The organism is Luteimonas terrae, assembly GCF_031457535.1.
GTDB lineage: Bacteria > Pseudomonadota > Gammaproteobacteria > Xanthomonadales > Xanthomonadaceae > Luteimonas > Luteimonas terrae_A.
In genome coordinates, this window is record NZ_JAVDWO010000008.1 from 103,160 (window position 1) to 126,467 (window position 23,308).

Here is a 23,308-nt window from a genome sequence, read left to right on the forward strand (position 1 = left end):
TACTCCCGGCCCCCTGCGTGGACAAGCCGGGGTAAACCCGAGTGCCGTCAGCGCTGCTCGCGCAGGAACCTGGCCATCGACACGCCGTCGCCGCTCTGCGGCGGTGCGAATTCCGCGGCGACGTCGATGAAGCCGCGCATGATCGCGATCTCGCGCGGCGTGCGGTTGAGCGTGTCGCGCAGGTCGGGATCGGCGCCGGCGCGCAGCAGGCGGCGGGCCAGGCGCAGCTGGCCGTGCAGGCCTGACAGGTGCAGCGGGCCGAAGCCGCGCTGGTCCTGCGCGTCGAGCGAGACACCCTCATCGAGCAGGTGCTCCATTGCAGCCAGCACCACGTCCTCGTCGCAGGGCGTGCCGGGCTCGGCCCGTGCACCGAGCAGCAGCAACAGCGGCGTGACGCCACCGGCCGCGGGCGCGTCGACCTCTGCGCCCGCCAGCAGCAGGGTGTCAAACAGCGCGAGCAGACGTGGACGATCGCGCGAGGTGAACCCGTAGAGCGCGGCGCAGTGCAGCGGGGTCAGGCCCTGCGCGTCGGTCGCGTGGATGTCGGCGCCAGCGGTCAGCAGACGCGCGGCGAGATCGGGCAGGCCCAGGGCAGCGGCGAGCATCAGCACGCTGACTTCGCCCGGCAGGCGCTGGTCGAGCGAGACGCCCGACGCCAGCAGGCGATCGACGATTTCGGCGTGACGCATGCTGACCGCCGCCGACAGCGGCGTCGCGCCGGACTGCGCAGCGAGCGCGGCGTCGGCCTCGCGTGCCAGCAACAGATCGACGACCTCGCGATGTCCGCCACCGGCGGCGCGCAGCAGCGCGGTGCAGCCCTGTGCATCGACGGTGTCGACCGCGAATCCCAGATCGAGCAGACGGCGCACGGCCTCTGCGTCGCCCGCGTTGGCGGCGGCTGGCAGATCGGTCGGTTCCAGCGCACGTCGCGGCAGCGCCCAGCCCCGCCAGTCCAGCCAGTCGGCGAGGTCGCGTCGCCCGGCGGAGAGTGCGACACCCAGCGGCGTCTGGCCATCGGCGGCGCAGGCTGCCGGCGAGGCGCCCTGACGCACCAGCACCTTGAGCGCGCCTTCGCGTCCGAGTGCGGCGGCGAGATGCAACGCCGTCATGCCGCGCGCATCACGGGCATCAAGATCGACGCCATGACCGACCAGACGCTCGATCAGCCGCAGCCAGCCCAGCCGCACGGCCAAAGCCAGTGGCGGATCGCCCGCGGGCGACGGCGCGAACGGATCGGCGCCGCGGGCCAGCAGGTCGAGCGCAAAGGTCTCGTACGCCCGCGCGGCCTGATCGTCGTCGCTGCAGGCGGCGAGATACCGCGCCAGCGTGCCGGCGCCGCCGGGCGACGCGCCATGCCGCAGCAGCGCCTGCAGGATCGACAGGTGTTGCGGCGCTGACGACAGCAGCGCGCACAGCGGCGGCACGCCGGCATCATCGGTGACTTCGACATCCGCCCCCTGGGCGAGCAGCCATTCGATACGGTCCAGCGATGGCGGCATCTCGGGATCGAGCAGCAGACCACCGAGATCGCGCGCGTTGAGCAGGCGCAGCAGCGGACCCTGATCGTCGAAGCGGCCTTCGCGCAGGCTGGCGCGCAACAGCAGCACCGGCGTGCGGTCACTGGCCGACGCGCCGTCTTCGTCCTCGCCGATGCCCAGATTGGCCGGCAGCGGATAGTCGGGATCGAGCAGGCGCACCAGCGTCCAGCGCCCGGTTTCAGCGGCGCGATCGACCGGCTTGCGGCCATCGGCATCGGCGATATCGGCCGGCACGCCGAGTTCGAGCAAACGCTGCAGCACCGCGGCCGACGGCAGTTCGGCGGTGCAGGCCAGCATCACCGCATTGCGGCCCGCGGCATCGACCGCGGCGACATCGGCATTCGCCGCCAGCAGCGCTTCGAGCGCGGACAGACGGCCGCCGCGCGCGGCTTCGAGCAGGGGCGTACGGCCGTCATTGTCGCGACCGCGCACGTCGGCGCCAGCGCCGAGCAGCGCGGCGAGGATCTCGTCGTGGCCCTGGAACGCGGCGACATGCAAAGCGCTTCGACGCAATGCATCGCGCGCATCGACGCGCGCCTTGTGCTTGAGCAGCAACTGCACGCCGGCGGCATCGTCCTCGTCGCCGCCGGCCGCGGCCAGCAGCGCCGGCGTGCCACCGTCGACCTCGGCGCGGGCGCCACGTTCGAGCAGGAACTTCGCCAGACGCCAGTTGCCGACAGCGCAGGCCATGCCTAGCGGCGTCAGGCCATCGTGGTTGCGCGCTTCGAGTTCGGCGGCGGCATCGCGCAGCAGCGCGGCGACGCCGGGGTCGGAACTGCGCGCGGCCAGATGCAGCGGCGTGTTGCCTTCGTGGTCGGTGATCCGCGGATCGGCCCCGTTGGCCAGCAGGGTCATCACCGCATCGGGGCGGCCGTGCCAGCTGTCGCGGGTCGCGGCCAGCAGCGGGGTCATGCCGGCGTGCGCAGCATTGACGTCGACGCCGCGTGCGATCAGTTCGCGCAGCAGGCGCAGGTCCGGCAGCACCGCAGCCAGCACCGGCAGGCTGCGCTGGTCGCGGTCGTCGCTGGCAGGCAGCGCGTGCACGTCGGCGCCGGTCTCGATCAGCGCCAGCGCGCGGTCGACACGACCCGCGCGGGCCGCGGTGTACAGCGCGACATCCGGCGCTGCATCGAACGGTTCTTCCGACAACGCGACCGCGGGATCGCCCTGCATCTCGACGATCTGGATCGGCAACGCGGCAGGGGGCGCAATACGCTGCAGGACCACATGCAGGCCGAGCGAAGCGAGCACGGCCATGATGGCGAGCCCGGCGCGCGGGCCGATGCCGCCGGGCGGCAGCCAGGCCGGCAGCAGCACGAGCGCAACAATCGCAGCCACGCACAACGCGGCGCCCACACCGCGCCAGTTGCCGGTTTCGCGCTCCGAAAGCGTGCGCCAGTGCGTGCGCAGATCACCGCCGTCGCGCTCGATCGCATGCCACAGCGGCCACGTGCGCCAGAAGCCGATGACCGCAAGACCGATGGCGACGCTCAGCGCCAGTGCTGCGCCGAGTTCACCGCCCTGCCGCAACGCCGACAGCGGCCAGGCGACGAGCACGGCGGTCGCGACCGTGGCACCACTCCAGGCGCCGGCCAGCGACAGCAGGTCGGTCCGCAGCGTGGCGCCCGCGGGCACGGTGCGCGTGCGCCAGCCGCGGATGACCAGCGCGAACGCGGGCTGCGCCAGCGCGCCGGCAACCGCGGCGAGCGGGCCGCCGACGAGCGTCAGCGCCGCCAGGGCGATACCGGCCAGAAGCACGAAGATCAGGGATCGGGCGAACGCGGACAACGGCCGCTGCGCGGACTCAGGCATCGGTGCCCCAGTCCTCCGTCAGTGGATCGTGGACCAGGCGCGGCGGCATCTGCAGATGGAACTTCTGCGTGCGCAGCTTCTCGCGCACGGTCGCGACATCCTCGCGCGCGAGCTTTCTGTCGGGCGTCAGCGCCACGTCCAGCACGAAGATCAATTCGCCCAGCTGCGCACGCACCGGATCAGGCAGGACGTCGAACGCGTCGCGCTCGGCGAGGTACACGTAAGTGTCCGCCTTGCGCTGGCTTTTGTAGACGTAGGCGTGCATGGCCGAAGAACCGCGGAAACACGCTCGATTGTGCGGCATATCCACGGACTTGGGTATCGCAGCGTCCTCGCAGCGCGGACATTCGACAACGCGGGGTTCAGTGATAGCCGGCGTCGGCGGCCACCTTGCCGCGGAACACGCGATACGACCATGCGGTGTAACCGAGGATCAGCGGCAACAGCACGACCAGTCCGGCCAGCACGAATCCCTGCGACGACGGCGGCGACGCGGCCTCCCAGATGCTCAGCGATGGCGGCACGATGTTCGGCCACATGCCCAGCACCAGTCCCAGAAATCCGAGCCCGAAGAAACTCAGCGTCAGCAGGAAGGGACGCGCATCGCGACCCTCGCGCATCGCCGCGCGCCACAGCCAGATCGCGTTGACCAGGGCCAGCACCGGCACCGGCGACAGCCACCAGAAATTCCCGCCCTCGAACCAGCGCGCCATGATCTGCGAATCGAGGAACGGCAGCCACGCGCTGACCACACCCATGAACGCGGCGACCACCAGCACCAGTGGCCGGGTCGCCTTGCGCGCCAGCTGCTGCAGCCGGCCCTCGGTCTTGAGGATCAGCCAGCCGCTGCCGAGCAGTGCGTAACCGGACACCACCGCTGCGCCGGTCAGCATCGAGAACGGGCTGAACCAGTCCAGCGCGCCGCCGGCGTATTTGCCTTCCTGAAGCGGCATGCCCTCGACCAGTGCACCGAGAATCACACCCTGGGAGAACGCCGCCAGCAGCGAGCCCACCGCGAACGCCGCGCCCCAGAAGCGCTTGCCCCGCTGCGCCTTGAAGCGGAATTCGAACGCCACACCGCGGAACACCAGTGCGATCAGCATCAGCAGCACCGGCAGATACAGCGCCGACAGCACGATCGCGTAGGCGCGCGGAAACGCGGCCAGCAGGCCGGCGCCGCCGAGCACCAACCAGGTCTCGTTGCCGTCCCAGATCGGCGCGGCGGTGGTCATCATGTGGTCGAGCTGATCGCTGTCCTCGGCGAACGGCGCCAGCACGCCCAGGCCCAGCACGAAGCCGTCGAGCAGCACGTACATCAGCACGCCGAAGCCGATGACGCCGAACCAGATCACCGGCAGCACGGTCTGCAGGTCGAGGTCCATCAGTCGTCTCCCACCGGGCCGTCGGCGGCTGAAATCGGCCGCATCGGCGTACGTTCGCCCTCGTCGCGATCCGGGCCGTCGTCGAAGGGTTGCGGGCCCTTGCGGATCATCTTGAGGATGTAGCCGCCGCCGGCACCGAACACCACCGCATAGGCGATGACGAATGCGGTCAGCGAGATGATCACGCTCGTACGGTCGATGTCGCTGACCGCATCCGCGGTACGCAGCAGTCCCTGGATCGCCCACGGCTGGCGGCCGACCTCCACGACGAACCAGCCGGCCAGCACCGCGATGAAGCCGCTTGGCGCCATCAGCCGCCACGAATCGAGCAGCCAGCGCGATTCGAAAAGCCAGCGCCGTCGCCACGCCCACAGCGAGACGACGGTCAGCAGCAGCATCGCCATGCCGATACCGACCATGACCCGGAAGGCATAGAACACCGGCACGACCGGCGGGCGTTCGTCGCGCGGGACCGCGGTCAACGGCGCGATCGTGCCATCCCAGCTGTGGGTCAGGATCACGCTGCCGAGTCGCGGGATCGCGATCTCGAAATCGTTGCGTTCTTCGTCCACATTCGGCACCGCGAACAGCACCAGCGGCACGCCTTCGCCGGGGGCGCTCTCGTGCCAGTGCGCCTCCATCGCCGCGAGCTTGACCGGCTGCACTTCACCGGTCTTCAGACCATGCAGATCGCCGACGAAGATCTGCAGCGGCACGGTGATCGCCGCGAACGCGACCGAGAGCTTGAGCATCCGCGTCGCCGCATCGACGTGTTCGCCGCGACGCAGATACCAGGCGGCCACGCCGCCGATGACGAAACACGTGGTGATGAACGCCGCCAGCGCCATGTGCGCCAGCCGGTATGGGAACGAGGGATTGAAGATGATCGCCATCCAGTCGGCCGGATGGAACACGCCGTCGATCAGCTCATAGCCCGCCGGCGTGTGCAGCCAGCTGTTGGCCGAGAGAATCCAGAACGTCGAGATCAGCGTGCCCACGGCGACGAGACACGTCGACAGGAAATGCAGCTTCTCAGACACCCGGCCCCAGCCGAACAGCATCACGCCGAGGAAGCTCGCTTCCAGGAAGAACGCGGTCAGCACCTCGTAGCTCAGCAGCGGCCCGAGGATGTTGCCCGCCGCGATGCTCAGCGCCGACCAGTTGGTACCGAACTGGAAGCTCATGACGATGCCCGACACCACGCCCATGCCGAACGACACCGCGAAGATCCGCATCCAGAAGAAATACAGCTCGCGCCACACCGGATCGCGCGTGCGCAGCCAGCGGAATTCCAGGAACGCCAGCCAGCTCGACAGGCCGATCGTGAAGGCGGGAAACAGCACGTGGAAGGAGATCACGAATCCGAACTGGATCCGCGACAGCAGCAGGGCGTCCAAGCGGAGCTCCAGTGGAATGGCGCACGGTGAGTCTGGGGGCGGCGACGTGAAAGCACGATGCGGCACGCCGTCGCGCGACGGAACGACGCGGACCATGACCTTCGCCAGAGCAGCCCCGAGGACCCGGCCCGTTACACTTCGGCCTCCTTGTCCGTGATGGAACCGTCGAATGCGTCGACTGCCGCTGAGCTGGGTGCTTGCCTGTGCCCTCGTGTCTCCCGCCGTTCTGGCACAACCGGCGCAGCCGCTGACGATGGAGCGGATCATGGCCGATCCGGACTGGATCGGCGCCCCGGTCGAAGGCGCGTGGTGGCGCTGGGACGGTCAGGCGGCGTACTACACGCTCAAGCGCGAAGGCAGCAGTGTCCGCGAGACCTGGCAGCAGCCCCTGGCCGGCGGGGCGTCGGTCCGTGTCGAGGATGGCGCGCGCGCCGATCTCGATGCGCAGAACCCCATCACCGATGCCACCGGCACGCGCATGGCGTTCCTGCGCAATGGCGACCTGTTCGTGCGCGATCTGCGCACCGGCGCGCTGACCCAGGTCACGCGGACGGAAGCCCAGGAAGCGCAGCCGCAGTGGTCGACGACCGGCGGCCTGGTCTGGCGCGCGGGCAACGACTGGTTCGGCTGGGACGCGCAGCGCGGCACCACGCAGTTGGCCAGCCTCAAGGCCGAGGACGATCCGGCCAAGCCGCCGAAGGACGACGACCTCCGCGACCGTCAGCTGCGCATGATCGAAACCCTGCGCGTCGAGCGCGAGCGTCGCGACGGGCTGCGCATGCAGAACGAGACCTGGCGCCGCAGCGATGCCACGCGCGCGCCCGGCCCGGTGTTCCTGGGCAAGGACGTCACGATCGCCGGCAGCGCGCTGTCGCCGGCCGGCGACCGGCTGATCGTCGCCACCACCGCCAAGAGCGGTGACGCGGGCCAGGCCGGCAAGATGCCGCGCTACGTGACCGAATCGGGCTACGAGGAATTCGAGGACGTGCGCACGCGCGTGGGCCGCAACGACCCGCTGCCGCACACGCTGTGGCTGGTGGACGTCGCCAGCGGCCAGGCGCGTGAGCTGAAGACCGGCACCCTGCCCGGCATCGGCACCGACCCGCTGGCCGACCTGCGCCGCGCGGCCGGCAAGGACGCGCTCAAGGGCAATCGCCCCGTGCGTCTGGAACTCGACGGCCGCGGCGGTGGCGGCGGTGCGATCCGCTGGAGCGACGACGGTCGCAGCGTCGCGCTGTCGATCCATTCGGTCGACAACAAGGACCGCTGGCTCGCCACCGTCGACCTGGCCGGCGCCACGCTGCACAGCCGCGACCGCCTGACCGACAACGCGTGGATCAACTGGGATTTCAACGAATTCGGCTGGCTGCCCGACAACCGCACGCTGTGGTTCCTGTCGGAGACGTCCGGCTACTCGCATCTGTATCTCAACGACGGCGGCCGCTCGCGCGCGCTGACCTCGGGCCAGTGGGAAGTGTCCTCGCCGGTGATGTCGCGCGATGGCAGCCGCTTCTTCTTCCTGTGCAACCAGCAGTGGCCGGGCCGTTACGAGGTCTGCAGCGCGAACGGCGGCGCCGTCAGCGAACTCACGAAGACCGGCGGCATCGAGGACTTCGCGCTGTCGCCCGATGAAACCCGCCTGCTGCTGCGCACCTCGAGCAGCTACACGCCGCCGCAGCTCGCCGTCGCCGATGTCGCCGGTGGCGAGGTGCGCGTGCTCACCGACACGCGCACCGCCGAGTTCAAGGCGCACGACTGGCTGCAGCCGGAATACGTGCAGATTCCGTCCAAGCATGGCGCCGGCACGGTCTGGGGCAAGTTCTACGCGCCTGAGAACTACGAACCGGGCCGCAAGTATCCGGTCGTGCTGTTCGTGCACGGCGCCGGCTACCTGCAGAACGTCAGCGACCGGTATCCGAACTACTTCCGCGAGCAGATGTTCCACAACCTGCTGGTGCAGCAGGGCTACATCGTGCTGGATCTCGATTTCCGCGCGTCCGCCGGCTACGGCCGCGACTGGCGCACGGCGATCTACCGGCAGATGGGCCACCCGGAGCTCGAGGATTACCTCGACGGCATCGACTGGCTGGTCGCCAACCACCAGGCCGATCGTGACCGCGTCGGCATCTACGGCGGCAGCTACGGCGGCTTCATGACGTTCATGGCGCTGTTCCGCGAACCCGGCGTGTTCAAGGCCGGCGCCGCGCTGCGCCCGGTCACCGACTGGTCGCAGTACAACCACGCCTACACCGCGAACATCCTCAACACGCCGGACATCGATCCCGAGGCGTATCTGAAGTCCTCGCCGATGGAATACGCCGACCGCCTGCAGGACAACCTGCTGATCGCGCACGGCATGATCGACGACAACGTGTTCTACAAGGACTCGGTGATGATGGCCCAGCGCCTGATCGAGCTGCGCAAGGACAAGTGGGAACTGGCCAGCTACCCGCTCGAGCGTCACGCCTACCAGCACCCGGCGTCGTGGTACGACCAGTACCGCCGCATCTACGAACTGTTCGAGCGCACGCTGAAATGACCGCGCCCGGCCCGTTGCCGGCGGTCGAGCTGCTGCGGCCTTCGCCGTGGAAGATGCTCGCGCTGCTGGCGATTTCGGCCGGGTTCGTGTGGATGGCGCTCGTCATCGGCGAACGCCATCCGCTGATCGCATGGCTGTGCGGTGGATTCTTCGGGCTGTGCGCGCTGGTCGCACTGGTGTCGCTGCTGCCCGGCGCGAACCACCTGCGGCTCGATGCCGAGGGCATCGAATTGCGCTCGCTGTTCCGGGTCACCCGCTGGGGCTGGCGCGACGTCGTGCGTTTCGGTCCGACGCGCGTGGGTCTGCACACGATGGTCGGCATCGACTTCGCCGACCACGTGGAAGCCGCCGCGCGCCTGCGCCGCGTCAACCGCGGGCTGACCGGTTTCGATGGCGCCTTGCCCGACACCTACGCGCACAAGGCATCCGCACTGGCGGCCAAGCTGGAACGCTGGCGCCAGACGCACGCCTGATCCCCTCGGGCATTGACCAGAATCAACGTCGCCACACGGGCGCCGCCTACAATGCGGGCCATGAACGATTTCGACACCGTCCGCGACTATCTCACCGGCCTGCAGGACCGGATCTGCCATGCGATCGAAGGCGCGGACGGCCGCGCCCGTTTCGTCGAAGACCTGTGGCAACGCCCCGAAGGCGGCGGCGGACGCACCCGCGTGCTACGCGATGGCGCAGTGTTTGAGCAGGCCGGCATCGGCTTCTCCGATGTATCCGGCACCGCCCTGCCGCCGTCGGCCAGCGCCAACCGGCCCGAACTCGCCGGCGCCTCGTGGCGCGCCTGCGGCGTGTCGCTGGTGTTCCATCCGCACAATCCGCACCTGCCGACCACGCATGCCAACGTGCGCCACTTCCGCGCGATGCGCGACGGCGAGACCGTAGCCTGGTGGTTCGGCGGCGGCTTCGACCTGACGCCGTTCTACCCGCTCGACGAAGACGTGCTGCACTGGCACCGAACAGCGCGCGCGCTGTGCGAACCCTTCGGCGGGCAGGCGCGCTACGACGCCCACAAGCAATGGTGCGACGAGTATTTCTTCCTCAAGCACCGCAACGAGACGCGCGGCGTCGGCGGCCTGTTCTTCGACGATCTGCACGGCGATTTCGATGCCGACTTCGCCTATATGCGCGCGGTCGGCGACGGCTTTCTCGATGCCTACCTGCCGATCGTCGAACGCCGCAAAGACACGCCCTGCAGCGAGCGCGAGCGCGAGTTCCAGCTGTATCGTCGCGGGCGCTACGTCGAATTCAACCTGGTCTACGACCGCGGCACGCTGTTCGGCCTGCAATCGGGCGGCCGCGCCGAATCGATCCTGATGAGCCTGCCGCCGCGCGTGCGCTGGGAGTACGGCTTCGCGCCGGAGGCAGGCAGCGAGGAGTCGCGACTGGCCGCATACCTGCATCCGCGCGACTGGCTCGCCGAGCTGGCCTGAGCACGCTGGATGCAACCGGTGACCGCATCCGAGGACGCCACCCATCCGGACGTCGCGCCGGACTGCCTGCGCGTGCTGCACGAAGACGCGCATCTGTTGGCCTTCGACAAACCCAGCGGCCTGCTGTCGGTGCCCGGCCGCGGCGCCGACAAACAGGACTGCATCGCGACCCGCGCCCTGGCGCAATGGCCGGACGCACGCGTGGTGCATCGACTGGACCAGCCGACCTCGGGGGTGATCGTGCTGGGGCGGGGGCCGAGGATGCAGCGCGCGCTGGGCGACGCCTTCGCCGAGCGCCGGGTCGACAAGCGTTATGTCGCCATCGTCGACGGCTGGCCCGACACGGATGACGGCGTGATCGACCTGCCGCTGCAGGCGGACTGGCCCAACCGGCCGCGACAAAAGGTCGACCTTAACAGCGGCAAGTTCGCACTGACCCACTGGCAGGTCCTGTCGCGCACGCAGACGGCCGATGGCACACCGTGCACCCGGCTGGCGCTGATACCCGAGACCGGCCGTACGCATCAGTTGCGCGTGCATCTGCAGGCGATCGGTCATCCGATCCTCGGTGATGCGCTTTACGCCCCGTCCGAGGTGCAAGCGCGCGCGCCGCGGCTGCTGCTGCATGCGGAATTGCTGACGTTCGAGCACCCTGCAACAAGTGCACGGCTACAAATCGAATGTCCGGTGCCGTTCTAGAGGCCTCTGTAGGAGCGCGCTTGCGCGCGAACGCGCTGATCGGCAAAGCCCCATCGCGCGCAAGCGCGCTCCTACAGAGCAACGGATCGGCAAATCGCAGACATAAAAAAGCCCCGCAGGCAGGGGGGGCCTACGGGGCTCAGGGAACCGGGCGCGGGGAGACGCCTGATGGTTCCGGTCGATCACTCCAGGGGAAGGAAGCGATCTGCGACAGACCTTGCATCTGTCGAGGGACATAAGACCATTCTGCGGATGGATGGATCGTGAAGATTATGGTTAATTTTCTGTTGGATTCAGGCCGCATTTACCCATAATCCTCGCATTCTCCCGGGGCGCCAGAAGCGGCACATTCCGAGGCGATGGACAGGCCTCAATGGGCCTCGTCCCAGTTGTCGCCCACGCCACTGTCGACGACCAGCGGCACCCGCAGTTCGGCGGCGCTGGTCATCCGGCTTACGACCTCGGCCAGCAGCGTGTCGACAAAATCCAGGTCCGCTTCGAACACCAGTTCATCGTGGACCTGCAGGATCATCTTCGCGCGCTCCGCGTGAGCGGAGATCCATCCATCGATGGTGATCATCGCGCGCTTGATGATGTCGGCTGCGGTGCCCTGCATTGGCGCGTTGATCGCGGCGCGCTCGGCGCCCGCGCGTTGCGAGGCGTTGCCCTTCTGAATGAAGTCCAGGGTCAGGCGCCGGCCGAAGACCGTCTCGACATGGCCCGTCGCCCGCGCCTGCTCGCGCGTGCGGTCCATGAAGTCGCGCACGCCCGGATACCGCGAGAAGTACAGCGCGATGTAGTCCTGCGCTTCGCCGCGACCGATGCCGAGGTTGCGCGCCAGACCGAAGGCGCTCATGCCGTACATCAGGCCGAAGTTGATCGCCTTCGCCGCACGGCGCTCGTTGCCGCTGACCTCGTCCAGCGGCCGACCGAAGACTTCGGCGGCGGTCGCCCGGTGGATGTCGACGCCAGATTCGAACGCACGTACCAGGCCCGGATCCCCGGACAGGTGGGCCATGATCCGCAGCTCGATCTGCGAATAGTCGCAGGCGATCAACTTACGGCCCGGCGGCGCGACGAAGGCGCGACGGATGCGGCGGCCGTCGTCGGTGCGGATCGGAATGTTCTGCAGGTTGGGATCGGACGACGACAGACGCCCGGTCGCCGCGCCCGCCTGGTGGTAGCTGGTGTGCACCCGGCCGGTGTCGGCGTTGATCATTTCCGGCAGCTTGTCGGTATAGGTGCTGCGCAGCTTGTTCAGCCCGCGGTATTCGAGGATCACGCGCGGGAGTTCGTGCTGGTCGGCGATGGCTTCCAGCGCCTCTTCGTTGGTGCTGGGCTGGCCCTTGGGCGTCTTGACCAGCGCCGGCAACTTCAATTCGTCGAACAGCAGCGCGCACAACTGCTTGGGCGAATCGAGATTGAACGTGCGTCCGGCGAGCTCGGTTGCTTTCTGCTGCGCGGCGAGCATGCGCTTCGACAGATCCGCGCTCTGCCGGCGCAGTTCGTCGGCATCGACACGTACGCCATTGGCCTCGATGCGCGCGAGCACCGGCACCAGCGGCATCTCGATGTCGGTGTAGACCCGCGCCAAGCCTGCATCTGCCTCGATCCGCGGCTTCATGACCCGATGCAGCCGCAGGGTGATGTCCGCATCTTCTGCCGCGTACTTCGACGCATCGTCGATGGCGACCTGCGAGAACGAGATCTGCTTGGCGCCCTTGCCGGCGACATCCTCGAACTTGATCGTGTCCATGCCCAGATGGCGTTTGGCCAGCGAGTCGAGATCATGGCGGGCGATGCCGGCATCGAGCACGAAGCTTTCCAGCAGCGTGTCGTCGGCGTAGCCGCGGACCTCGATGCCGTGCCGGCGCAACACGTGGATGTCGTACTTGCCGTGCTGGCCGAGCTTGCGCTTGGCCGGGTCCTCCAGCACGCCACGCAATGCATCGAGCACCTGCGCGCGGTCGAGCTGCGCTGGCGCGCCGGGATAGTCGTGGCCGACGGGAATGTAGGCTGCGCGGCCGGGCTCGATCGCGAAGCTCAGGCCCACAAGGCCTGAACGCATCGCATCGAGGGCATCGGTTTCGGTGTCGAAGGCGAATTCCTCGGCCGCCTGCAGCTGCGAGACCCAGGCGTCGAGCCGCTCGCGGGTCAGCACGGTTTCGTACTCGCCGGGCACCGACAACGCAGGATCCAGCGTCGATGGCGGCGCAGGGATCGCGATCGCGGCAGCGGTGGCCGGCGCCGTGCCCGCATCACCGGCGGCGGCGTCGAGATCCTTCAGCGCCTGGCCGAAGCCGTAACGCGTGTACAGCACGCGCAGGGCGTCGACCGCACGCGGCCGCAGGATCAGCGTTTCCGGCCCGCCATCGAGCGCGACATCGGTCTTGATCGTCGCCAGGTCGCGGCTGAGCGGCAGCTGGTGCAGCGCCTCGCGCAGGTTCTCGCCGATCTTGCCCTTGATGTTGCCGGCGTTCGCGATCACGCCGTCGAGCGATTCGTACTCCGTCAGCCATTTGGCCGCGGTCTTGGGTCCGCACTTGGGCACGCCGGGAATGTTGTCGATGCTGTCGCCCATCAGCGCGAGCAGGTCGACGATCTGGTCGGCGCGCACGCCGAACTTGTCGCGCACGGCGTCGTCGCTGTCCATGCGGCTGCCGCTCATCGTGTTGACCAGGGTCACGCGCGGGCGCACCAGCTGGGCGAAATCCTTGTCGCCGGTGGAGATCGTCACCTCGATACCGGCGTCGGCCGCCTGCAGCGCCAGCGTGCCGATGACGTCGTCGGCCTCGACCCCGGCCACGCGCAGGATCGGGAAGCCCAGCGCCTCGACGATCGTGCACATCGGCTCGACCTGCGCACGCAGTTCGTCGGGCATCGGCGGGCGATTGGCCTTGTACTGGTCGTAGAGATCGTCGCGGAAGGTCCTGCCAGGTGCATCGACGACGAACGCGGCGAAGTCCGGCGCCTCCTTTAGCGTCGCGCGCAGCATGTTGACGATGCCGAACAGCGCGCCGGTGGGTTCACCGTCGGCATTGGTCAGCGGCGGCAGCGCGTGGAACGCGCGATACAGGTACGAGGACCCGTCGATCAGGATGAGGCGTTTCGTCATCCGGGAATTCTAAGGGGTCCATCGTTCGGGCCGCGTGCGAGCCGGGCCGCCTCGGATGCGGTTGCGCGGCGCGACGGGCCGCGTCCGACCGCACTGACAGAATCCGAACACTGCGTCGCGATAATCCGCCCATACGGGGAGTCTGTATGCGCATGTCCTGCCAGGGCTGGTCGAATCGCCGGTGTCACGCCATCCGCGGCTTTGCTGCGGGGTCTGGCCGATGACGCGTCCGGATGGCGACCCGCCCGCGACCGACTGGACTGCAAGCGCCGTCTGTCGCAACTGCGGCGCAGCGTGGCGCGAGGGGCCCTACTGCAGCCAGTGCGGCCAGAAGGCAGCGCAACGCCTGCAACTGGGCGACCTGCGCCGGGAGACCTGGGAGAAATGGCGGCTGTTCGAACTCTCGGTCGCGCGCACCGCAGGCCGTCTGCTGCTGCGGCCGGGCACCGTAGCCCGCGAGTACGTCGCAGGCGCCCGCGTGCGCCACGTGCATCCGCTCAAGCTGCTGCTGGTCTGCGTTGCCCTGCTGGTGCTGGTACTCAATGCGACCGGTTTTCTGCGGGTGGGCGGCGCCGACTATCGCGATGCGATGGCGATGATGCAGCGCTACGCGAACTGGAGCTTCACCCTGGGCTTCTTCGCAGTGGTCGCCAGCACGGTGCTGGTGTTCGGGCGCCGCCGTTACAACCTCGTCGAGCACATGGTGCTGGCCGCCTACGCTTCGGCGGTAATCATCATCCTGAATCTGTTGAACCAGCTGCCGCTGCTGGCGATGCGCGACCCCGCGCTGGTACTGCCCTGGCGCGAGGCCGCCAAGTGGTACATGTACGCGGTCAAGGCCGTGGTGCTGGCCTTGGCCTTCCGGCAGTTCTTCGAACTCGATCTGCGCCGCGACGGGTGGCGCCTGGCGCTCGCGCTGGTGGTGTTCATTGCGATCGACTGGCTGCTGCGACGCGCCTACGCCCATCTCATCGTTGCGATCGTGCTCGCGCGAACGCCCTGACTCCACGCTGCCAAAGGAATGCCCATGTCCCGACGTCTGCTGCCCCGTTCGCTCCGTCCGTTGCCGGCGGTGTTGCCGCTGGCCCTGCTGCTGGCCGCCTGTGGCGATCATGACGTCACGCAAGCTGCATCTGCCGCCTCCGGGAGCGCCGACACGCCCAATCGCGCGGAACTGGTCGAGCAGCTCGCCTCGACGCTGCAGGCCTGCTCCTACGACGGCCGTCCGGAACTGCTCGATCCGGCGACGTTGACCGGGGCCGCGCCGGCCGACTGTCGCTCGATGGTCGAACAGGTGATGGGCTTCACCGGCCTGCCGCAGAACTTCGTCGTGACCGAAGGCCCGGTTGCGAATGCGGCGGCGGTGATCCTGTTCGACGAACAGAAGATTCCGCAGCGCGTGATCGCGTTCAACCGCAACTTCCTCGGCGAGGTGCGCGCGGCAACGAACGACAATCCCTGGGCGCCGGTGAGCATCATGGCGCACGAGATCGGCCACCACCTGTCGGGCCACACGATCACCGGGACCGGCAGCCAGCCGCCGATCGAACTCGAAGCCGACAAGTTCAGCGGCTTCGTGCTGCAGCGCATGGGCGCAAGCCTCGCCGATGCGCGAAGCGCGATGACGTCGCTGGGCGCCGATCACGTGACCGCGACCCACCCGGCGCGCAACGACCGCCTGGCGGCGATCGGCGACGGCTGGATGGAAGCCTGCAGCCAGGCAGGCCGTGCGGATTGCCAGGGCGGCACCGGCACCGGCACCGCGCCGCCGCAGGCACCGCCCGCGACACGCAACGTCGCCGTCAGGCTGCCTACGCCGTCGGCGCAGACGATTCCCTTCAAGTACGGGCGTTTCGTCGTTGACGAAACCGGCCGGCTCGATCCGGAGCTGCTGAAGACGCTCGAGAGCGCGTTGTACGCGCTCGCCCAGAAACAGGGCATCGAACTGGCCCTGCTGGTCGTCGACGATCTCCACGGCATGAGCGTCCAGGACTACGCGTGGGCGATGCTGCGGCAATTGCGGATCGGCAAACTCGACCTCGGCAACGGCGGCATCTTCGTCGTCGCACCCAACCAGGGCACCTCCGCGGTGGCCTATGCGCCAGGCGTCGCGAAGCAATTGGAATTCGGCGATCCACCGAAGCAGTTCGACAGCTGGATCGCCGATGTGTGGCAGCGCGACTGCCAGGACGCCGACGGCTGCGGCATCTTCACCCGCAGCCTGCTCAACATCGTCGAGTCGCAGGTGCGGGTGCTGACCAGCAGCGGACGCACCTTCCAGATCCGGTTCAACAATATCCAGGAGATTCTCGACTTCACCGCCGCGCGCCAGGCCGAGCGTACGGCCGGCCGCCCCTGGGACGATGCGCGCGACCAGACGATCGGTTCGCTGGTGCGCTTCAGCGCGACGGTCAAGGATCTTCAGCCCGCGCCGGCGCAGTTCAAGGTCAACGAGGCCATCGTCAAGGACGATCGCTGGCGGGCGATTACCGTGGAGACCGAGGACGGCAACGAGGTCACGCTGTACATGCAGCCGCAGACCGAACAGCTGATGCCCGGTGGCCGGCTCGAATCGGGCAAGCGCTACACCTTCGTCGGCGAACTCACGACCGCAGGGCAGTTCCACAGTGGCGCCGGGGTGCAGCAGGGCAACGCGCAGCTGTGGCTCTTCAGCTACGACCCCCTGCAGTAGATCGCCTGTCGCGCGCACGGCGGCTCCACGCCGCGCGCGCATACTGGGCCTCCATCTGCAGGAGAACCGCCATGTCCGCCTTCCGCCACACCGCGCTTGCGCTCGCATTGATCGGTCTGTCCGCCTGCGCGAGCACCGGCACCTCCGGCATGCCGGACGGCATCCCCGCCGATGCCGAGCAGGTGACCCGCACCGAGTCCAACGGCGACCAGATCACCGAGTACCGCATCGCCGGCCAGCTGCGCGCGGTGCAGGTGGTGCCCTCGCGCGGTCCGGCGTATTTCCTCTACGACCGCGACGGCGACGGCAGCATCGATGGCGACCGCGACAACGTGCCGCAGACCTACTTCAAGCTGTTCGGCTGGTAAGTCCGTGGGTGAGGGCTTGCGGGTCGCGGTGGTCGGCTACGGCCTCGCCGGCCGCGTATTCCACGCGCCACTGATCAAAGCGACGCCGGGACTGACGCTGCACACGGTGGTGTCGAGCGATGCGGGCAAGGTCCATGCGGATCTGCCCGATGTGCGCGTGCTGGCCGATCCGCGGACCGCGTTCGATGATCCGGTGATCGATCTGGTCGTCATCGCCACGCCCAATGACACGCATGCAGCGCTCGCCATCGCGGCGCTGCAAGCCGGGCACCATGTCGTGGTCGACAAGCCGTTCGCGATCGATCTCGCCGAAGCCCAGGCCGTCGCGGTGGCGGCCCATGCGTGCGGCCGCTTGCTCAGCGTGTTCCACAACCGTCGCTGGGATGCCGATTTTCTGGCGCTTCGTACGTTGATCGAGGCCGGCACGCTTGGCGAGATCGCCGAGGTCCATTCGCATTTCGACCGGTTCCGTCCGAGCGTGCCCGACCGCTGGCGTGAACGCGCGGGGACAGGCGCCGGGCTGTGGCTGGACTTGGGCCCGCATCTGGTCGACCAGGCCCTGCAGTTGTTCGGGCTGCCGGATGCGGTGCAGGCCGATATCGCGATCCAGCGCGCCAGCGCCGAGGTCGACGATTTCTTCCACGTCGTGTTGCGCTACCCGCGGCTGCGCGTCGTGCTGCATGCCGGCGCGCTGGTACCGGGCGCGGGTTTGCGGTTCGCCGTGCACGGCGCGCGTGGCAGCTGGTTCAAGCATGGCCTGGATCCGCAGGAAGCTGCGTTGCGTGCGGGCGGGATTCCGGGGGCGGCAGGTTGGGGCGTGGATCCCGCGCCCGGCCAGCTGCTGCGTGTGGCGGCAGACGGCACGGTGCGCGATGCGCCTCCACCGTCGCCTGCCGGCGATTACCGCGCGTTCTATGCCGGCATGCGCGATGCAATCCGCGACGTCGCGCCGCTGCCCGTGACGGCCGATGAGGCACTCGATGTGATGCGCGTGCTGCAGGCCGGGATCGACAGCGCCGCGAGTGGCAGCGTGGTGGTGCCGCACCGTTCGTAGGCGGCTGGCTGCGCGCGACACGTCATCGCCCACAGGCTGCTCTCGTCCAGCATCCCGGGGGCACGGTTGATTGATCAACGACGCACGACCAACTGCGTAGGCGCGCGCTTGCGCGCGATCGGGTCTAGTCGGTAGCGCCACATCGCGCGCGAGCGCGCTCCTACAGAAGTCATTGGACGGCACATAGGAAAGGCGCCCCGAATCCGGGGCGCCGTTCGTGTGACGCATCCACCAAACGCGTTTACTTCTGCAGCAGCTCGCCCACCAGCGCATCCGCGTCGTAGACCGACTTCAGCGATTCGATGATTGCCGCGCTGTGCACCGACACCGTGCGGTTGAGCGTCGGGTCGTACCAGAAGCTGCCGCCCAGCGAATGGATGTTGCCATCGAACGCGAGACCGATCACCTGCGCGTCGCGGTTGATCACCGGGCTGCCGGAATTGCCGCCGATGATGTCGTTGGTGCTGACGAAGTTGAAGCGCGTGTCCTGTGCGATGCGGCCTTCCGCATCCAGCCAGCGCTTGGGCAAGTCATACGGCTCGGCGCCGGTGTTGCGTGCGAACACACCACCCATCGTCGTGAACGGTTCGATCGCCTTGCCGTTCTCCTCCCAGCCGGCGACATCGCCGTAGGACAGGCGCAGGGTGAACGTGGCATCGGGATACACCGTGGTGCCGAGCTTTTCGAAGCGCACCCTGGCGATCTGTGTGGCTGCACGCGATTCGATCGACGCCACTTCCGACTCCTGCCGCTGACGTACCGCGCGCGCCGGCGCATCGATCGCGCGTGCCAGTCGGATGAAGGGATCGTCCGAGGCCTCGATGGCCGCAGCGCCGCCGTTCCACAGACGTTCGCGTTCGGCCACGTCGGCGAGCGTCGAGCCCTCGACCAGGGCCTTGGCGACCTGCGCCGGCGACTGCGCGCCGAGTACGGACTTCACCAGCGGATCGTCGGTGCCCAGCAGTTCGCGGAACTTGGTCAGCGACCAGGTCAGCTTGGCAATCTCGAACTCCGGATACACCGGCGCGGTGCTCAGCAACGTCTGGCGCAGGCGGCCCTGGCCTGCCTCCTGGAACTCGGGCAGGCGCGCGTCGTTCGCTTTCGCGCGCTCGGTACCGCCCCGCACCAGCGTGCGGGCGATGCCGAACAGGCGCGAGTCGAAGCCACGGCCCTGCTCGAGCAGCATGTAGGGCACGGCGAGCTGACGCGCGACGACCTGCGCGGCTTCGACCTCGTTCCACGGCGCGGCGTCCACGCCGTCGCGCAGACGGGCTTCCTCGGCGCGCTTGCCGGCGAACACCTGCGGGTCGAGCAGCGCCTGCAACTGGCCGCGGAACACCTTGTAGCTGTTGTCGGTGAACGTGAGATCCGACTGCGCCTGACGCGCGGCTTCCTCGTTGCTGCGGCCGTACTGGCCGAGCATCGCGCGGCGCTCCGCCAGCCACAGCAGGTTGTTGATCAGATTCACGTCACGCACGGTTTCCAGCTGCGCGACCGTGAGCTGGCGCTGGGTCCGGCCCGGGTGGCCGGTGACCATCACCAGTTCGCCCGCTTCCGCGCCTTCGGGCTTGAGTGTGAAGTGGTGCGCGACGTTCGCCGGCTTGCCGTCCTCGTAGGCGCGCAGCAGCGCGGCGTCGAGGTTGTAGCGCGGGAAATTGAAATTGTCGGGATCGCCGCCGAAGAAGCCGACCGAATATTCGGGCGTGAACACCAGGCGGACATCGGAATAGCGGTGGTAGCGGTAGAGGTGCTGCTGGCCGCCGTTGTAGAGCTCGACGACATCGCAACGCGTCTTTGCCTCGTCGTCGCCGACGCATTCGGATTCGATGCGGCTCTTTTCGGCATTGCGCGCATCCACATAGGCCTGACCCTGCTTGCCGTCAGCCGCGCTGGCCAGTCGGCCGCTGACATCGGTGATCTCCCGCAGCACGTTGAGTTCTTCGGCCGGGCACTGCAGCTCCTCACCCCGCGCATCGGCGACGAAGCCGTCGTTCTGCAGATCGCGCTGCGGCGAGGACAGGCCCTGCACGCAACCGACCACGCAGTGCGCATTGGTCAGCACCAGACCATCGGGGGAGACGAACGAACCCGAGCAGCCACCGGCGAGGCGCACCGAGGACTGCATCGCGTGATCCACCCAGGCCTGGTCCGGCGAGAACTGGTACTGCGCCTGCAGCTGGGCCTTGGGCAGATTGTCGAGCGTCCACATGCCTTCGGCGGCGAATGCGGCGGGCGCGACGGCAACGGCGAGCAGCCCGCCGACAGACGCGGCGAGGCGGGTGCGTGTCCGGGAATGCGATGGAACGGGCGTGGAAGCGGCGGACGCCATGGGATCTCCAGTCGAGGCGGCCGGGTCACGGCCGAAGGCCGCCCAGCGTACGCCGCCGCGTCGCCGCAGGCGTGGCCGGAAGGTCATGGTCGCGGCGCCCGGTTTGGCCCATGCAGTGCATTCACGTAGGATTGTCCCGTGCGCGACACAGGACAGGCTGTCGCCAGTCTTCGAGAAGCCGATGCATCCCAACGACCGCCGCAAGCCGGATCACCCGGACGCCGTCGCCCTCCGCGCCGGGCTCACGCCCGCGCAAATCAGTGCGATCACCACCCTCGAACAGTTCGGCTGGACGCTCCGCTTCGTTCGGCGTCCGCTGTTTCGTGATCCGGTGCCGGTGCTGTTCGACAAGACCGGCAGCCGCTGGATCGTGGTCGACGGGGATGGCGGACTCGACGAGAATCCGGGCTTCGAAATCCGCGATTGAGCCCGGCGCAGGGGCAGTGCCCCACGGTTCAGCTGAATGCGGATGATCCTCACAGGCGCACCGTTAGCATCCGGCCGTCTTCCGCCACAGGAATCGCCGATGTCTTCCTTCTCCATCTACCTTGTAGGCATGGTCGTGCTGATCGGCGGTCTCGCCTACGGCGCACACCTGGCCGGCCTCGCGCCGCAGTGGATCGCCGTCGGCGTCGTCGTGCTGCTGGGCCTGGGGATCGTGAAAGCGGTCTCGCGGACGCGGCGCCCGGATCCGCCGTCGGCCTGATCGCCGACCGGCGGAATCATGCCGGCTGCAGGTTCGCGTAGGCCAGCACCAGCCATTTGCTGCCGGCGTCGTCGAAATTGACCTGCACGCGCGCATGCGCGCCGTCGCCCTCGATATCTGTCACGGTGCCGGTGCCGAATTTCACGTGGCTCACGTTCTGCCCCAGTCGCACGCCGACTGACGGCGACAGACTCGCGTGACCGAGGTCGCGCTGGCGCTGCGGGAACGAGGCGCGCGAGGCCTGCGCCTTCGGCCGCACTTCGTGCAGCAGCACCGGCGGAATCTCGCGCAGGAAGCGCGAGGGCACGCCGAACATGTCCTGGCCGTGCAGGCGCCGCGCTTCGGCGTAGGTCAGCACCAGCTTCTGCCGCGCGCGGGTGATGCCCACGTACGCAAGCCGGCGCTCTTCCTCCAGGCGCCCGCTTTCCTCGGCGGTGCGCGCGCTCGGGAACAGGCCTTCTTCCAGACCGACCAGGAACACCAGCGGGAATTCGAGCCCCTTGGCGCTGTGCAGGGTCATCAGTTGGACGCCGTCCTCGCCGGCCTGCGCCTGGCTTTCGCCGGCTTCCAGCGAGGCGTAGGCGAGGAAGGCGACCATCTCGGTCAGCTGCGCGCTTTCTTCGTCGTCGCCGCGCACGAAGCGCGAGGCCACCGACACCAGTTCGTCCAGATTCTCGACCCGCGAATCCGCGCTGCCCTTCGATTCGTTGGCGTAGTGCACGCGCAGGTTCGAGCGCGCCAGCACGTGGTCGATCTTGTCCTTCAATGACAGCTCGGCCAGTTCGGCCGACAGCTGGTCGATCAACTGCGCGAAACCGGCCAGCGCATTGCGCGCGCGGCCGGCCAACACGTTGCCCTGCGCGCAGCGCAGCGCGGACTCCCACAACGGAATGCCCTGCATGCGCGCCTGCTGGCGCACTTCATCGAGCGTGCGCTCACCGATGCCGCGCGGCGGCGTGTTGACCGCGCGTTCGAACGCCGCGTCGTCGTCGCGGTTGGCGACCAGGCGCAGATAGGCCAGCGTGTCCTTGATCTCGGCACGTTCGAAGAAACGCACGCCGCCGTAGACGCGGTACGGCACCTGCTCGGCGACGAGCTGTTCTTCCATCGCGCGCGATTGCGCATTGCTGCGGTAGAGGATCGCGATGTCGCCGTGCGAGCCGCCATCGCGCACCCACTGCAGCGCGCGCTCGACGACGTAACGCGCTTCGTCGATCTCGTTGTAGGCCGAGTACAGATCGATCGGGTCGCCCTCGCCGCTGTCGGTCCACAGCTGCTTGCCGAGGCGCTCGGGGTTGTGCGCGATCACCGCATTGGCAGCGCCCAGGATGTTCGCGCTCGAGCGGTAGTTCTGCTCGAGCCGGATCGTCTCCGCCCCCGGATAATCGCGCAGGAAGCGCTGCACGTTCTCGACCTGCGCGCCGCGCCAGCCGTAGATGGCCTGGTCGTCGTCGCCGACCACGAACACCTTGCCGGTCTCGCCCGCGAGCACGCGCACGAAGGCGTACTGGATCGCATTGGTGTCCTGGAATTCGTCGACCAGCAGATGGCCGAAGCGCTGGCGGTAATGCGCGAGCAGCGCCGGCGTGTCGCGCAGCAGTTCGTGCGCGCGCAGCAGGATTTCGGCGAAGTCGACCAGGCCCGCGCGGTCGCAGCGCTCCTGATACAGCGCGTAGGCCTTGCGCATGACGTCCGACCATTCGTCGGCGCCGTCCTGGATGTGCTGTGGGCGCCGGCCTTCGTCCTTCTGCGCGTTGATCCACCAGGCGATCTGCCGCGGCGGGAACCGCGCATCGTCGAGTTCGAGCTGCTGCACCACGCGCTTGACCAGACGCAGCTGGTCGTCGCTGTCGAGGATCTGGAAGCTCTCGGGCAGCTTCGCGTCCTGCCAATGCAGGCGCAGAAGCCGATGGGCCAGCCCGTGGAAGGTACCGATCCACATGCCACGTGCGCCGCTGCGCAGCTGCGCGTCGACGCGGTGGCGCATCTCGGCCGCGGCCTTGTTGGTGAAGGTGACGGCGAAGATCCCGTGCGCGGGAACGCCGACGACCTCGTTCAGCCACGCGATGCGGTGCGTGAGCACGCGGGTCTTGCCGCTGCCGGCGCCGGCGAGTACGAGATAGTGGGCGTCGGGCGCGGAAACCGCCTGACGCTGGGCGGCATTGAGGCCGTCGATAAGGTGTGACACATCCATCGCCGCATTCTACGCGGTCGCTGTCGCCTGCCCTGCGA

At 68.4% G+C, this 23,308-nt stretch carries 17 protein-coding genes; 10 read left to right on the plus strand and 7 right to left on the minus strand.

What is annotated here, in order from left to right; genetic code table 11:
• Positions 1-47 precede the first annotated feature (47 nt).
• From J2W68_RS11050 to J2W68_RS11065, 4 genes are all read right to left on the minus strand, one after another.
• Positions 48-3,350, minus strand: coding sequence for an ankyrin repeat domain-containing protein (locus tag J2W68_RS11050; RefSeq protein WP_310235778.1), 3,303 nt, complete (start codon positions 3,348-3,350; stop codon positions 48-50).
• Entirely contained in the window at positions 3,343-3,615 is a 273-nt protein-coding gene (locus tag J2W68_RS11055) for a YcgL domain-containing protein (RefSeq protein WP_310148614.1), read from the minus strand. Before J2W68_RS11055 ends, J2W68_RS11050 begins: the two co-directional genes overlap by 8 nt.
• A gap of 97 nt (positions 3,616-3,712) precedes the next feature.
• The gene (cydB, locus tag J2W68_RS11060) at positions 3,713-4,732 is read right to left on the minus strand and encodes a cytochrome d ubiquinol oxidase subunit II (protein WP_310235780.1); all 1,020 of its coding nucleotides are present in this window, start codon (positions 4,730-4,732) and stop codon (positions 3,713-3,715) included.
• Positions 4,732-6,129, minus strand: a complete 1,398-nt coding sequence (locus tag J2W68_RS11065; RefSeq protein ID WP_310235782.1) for a cytochrome ubiquinol oxidase subunit I — start codon at positions 6,127-6,129, stop codon at positions 4,732-4,734. Before J2W68_RS11065 ends, cydB begins: the two co-directional genes overlap by 1 nt.
• 178 nt (positions 6,130-6,307) lie before the next feature.
• On the opposite strand from J2W68_RS11065, the gene J2W68_RS11070 reads away from it, so the two are divergent.
• The 4 genes from J2W68_RS11070 to J2W68_RS11085 are packed head-to-tail and all read left to right on the plus strand — an operon-like array spanning position 6,308 to position 10,812.
• On the plus strand, positions 6,308-8,668 hold the full coding sequence (locus J2W68_RS11070) for a prolyl oligopeptidase family serine peptidase (RefSeq protein ID WP_430539719.1): 2,361 nt from the start codon (positions 6,308-6,310) through the stop codon (positions 8,666-8,668).
• Positions 8,665-9,141 carry a PH domain-containing protein gene (locus J2W68_RS11075; protein ID WP_310235786.1) on the plus strand — a complete coding sequence of 159 codons (477 nt, stop codon included), beginning with the start codon at positions 8,665-8,667 and terminating at the stop codon, positions 9,139-9,141. The genes J2W68_RS11070 and J2W68_RS11075 overlap by 4 nt, the downstream gene beginning before the upstream one ends.
• Before the next feature lie 60 nt (positions 9,142-9,201).
• Entirely contained in the window at positions 9,202-10,113 is a 912-nt protein-coding gene (gene hemF / locus J2W68_RS11080; protein ID WP_310235788.1) for an oxygen-dependent coproporphyrinogen oxidase, read from the plus strand.
• Between the two features lie 18 nt (positions 10,114-10,131).
• On the plus strand, positions 10,132-10,812 hold the full coding sequence (locus J2W68_RS11085) for an RluA family pseudouridine synthase (RefSeq protein ID WP_345784586.1): 681 nt from the start codon (positions 10,132-10,134) through the stop codon (positions 10,810-10,812).
• 370 nt (positions 10,813-11,182) lie between these two features.
• Here J2W68_RS11085 and polA read toward each other — a convergent pair whose 3' ends face one another.
• The gene (gene polA / locus J2W68_RS11090; protein WP_310235790.1) at positions 11,183-13,927 is read right to left on the minus strand and encodes a DNA polymerase I; all 2,745 of its coding nucleotides are present in this window, start codon (positions 13,925-13,927) and stop codon (positions 11,183-11,185) included.
• Between the two features lie 220 nt (positions 13,928-14,147).
• Here polA and J2W68_RS11095 point away from each other — a divergent pair, with 220 nt between their 5' ends.
• The 4 genes from J2W68_RS11095 (at position 14,148) to J2W68_RS11110 (ending at position 18,041) form a co-directional block, all read left to right on the plus strand.
• On the plus strand, positions 14,148-14,930 hold the full coding sequence (locus tag J2W68_RS11095; RefSeq protein ID WP_310235793.1) for a DUF3667 domain-containing protein: 783 nt from the start codon (positions 14,148-14,150) through the stop codon (positions 14,928-14,930).
• Positions 14,931-14,954: 24 nt separating this feature from the next.
• Positions 14,955-16,619: a TPM domain-containing protein gene (locus tag J2W68_RS11100; protein ID WP_310235796.1), complete on the plus strand. Its 1,665-nt coding sequence runs from the start codon at positions 14,955-14,957 to the stop codon at positions 16,617-16,619.
• Positions 16,620-16,690: 71 nt separating this feature from the next.
• Positions 16,691-16,987, plus strand: coding sequence for a DUF2782 domain-containing protein (locus tag J2W68_RS11105; RefSeq protein WP_310235798.1), 297 nt, complete (start codon positions 16,691-16,693; stop codon positions 16,985-16,987).
• A 4-nt stretch (positions 16,988-16,991) separates the two neighbouring features.
• Positions 16,992-18,041, plus strand: coding sequence for an oxidoreductase (locus J2W68_RS11110; protein ID WP_310235800.1), 1,050 nt, complete (start codon positions 16,992-16,994; stop codon positions 18,039-18,041).
• Positions 18,042-18,282: 241 nt separating this feature from the next.
• On the opposite strand, the gene J2W68_RS11115 is transcribed toward J2W68_RS11110, so the two are convergent.
• A complete protein-coding gene (locus J2W68_RS11115; RefSeq protein ID WP_310235803.1) occupies positions 18,283-20,370 on the minus strand; it encodes a S46 family peptidase in 2,088 nt (695 codons plus the stop codon).
• 181 nt (positions 20,371-20,551) lie between these two features.
• Here J2W68_RS11115 and J2W68_RS11120 point away from each other — a divergent pair, with 181 nt between their 5' ends.
• Both J2W68_RS11120 and J2W68_RS11125 read left to right on the plus strand, forming a co-directional pair.
• Positions 20,552-20,797, plus strand: a complete 246-nt coding sequence (locus J2W68_RS11120) for a hypothetical protein (RefSeq protein WP_310235805.1) — start codon at positions 20,552-20,554, stop codon at positions 20,795-20,797.
• A 99-nt stretch (positions 20,798-20,896) separates the two neighbouring features.
• Positions 20,897-21,076: a hypothetical protein gene (locus J2W68_RS11125; RefSeq protein WP_310148588.1), complete on the plus strand. Its 180-nt coding sequence runs from the start codon at positions 20,897-20,899 to the stop codon at positions 21,074-21,076.
• A gap of 16 nt (positions 21,077-21,092) precedes the next feature.
• On the opposite strand, the gene uvrD is transcribed toward J2W68_RS11125, so the two are convergent.
• Positions 21,093-23,270: a DNA helicase II gene (gene uvrD, locus J2W68_RS11130; protein ID WP_310235808.1), complete on the minus strand. Its 2,178-nt coding sequence runs from the start codon at positions 23,268-23,270 to the stop codon at positions 21,093-21,095.
• Positions 23,271-23,308: the final 38 nt, after the last annotated feature.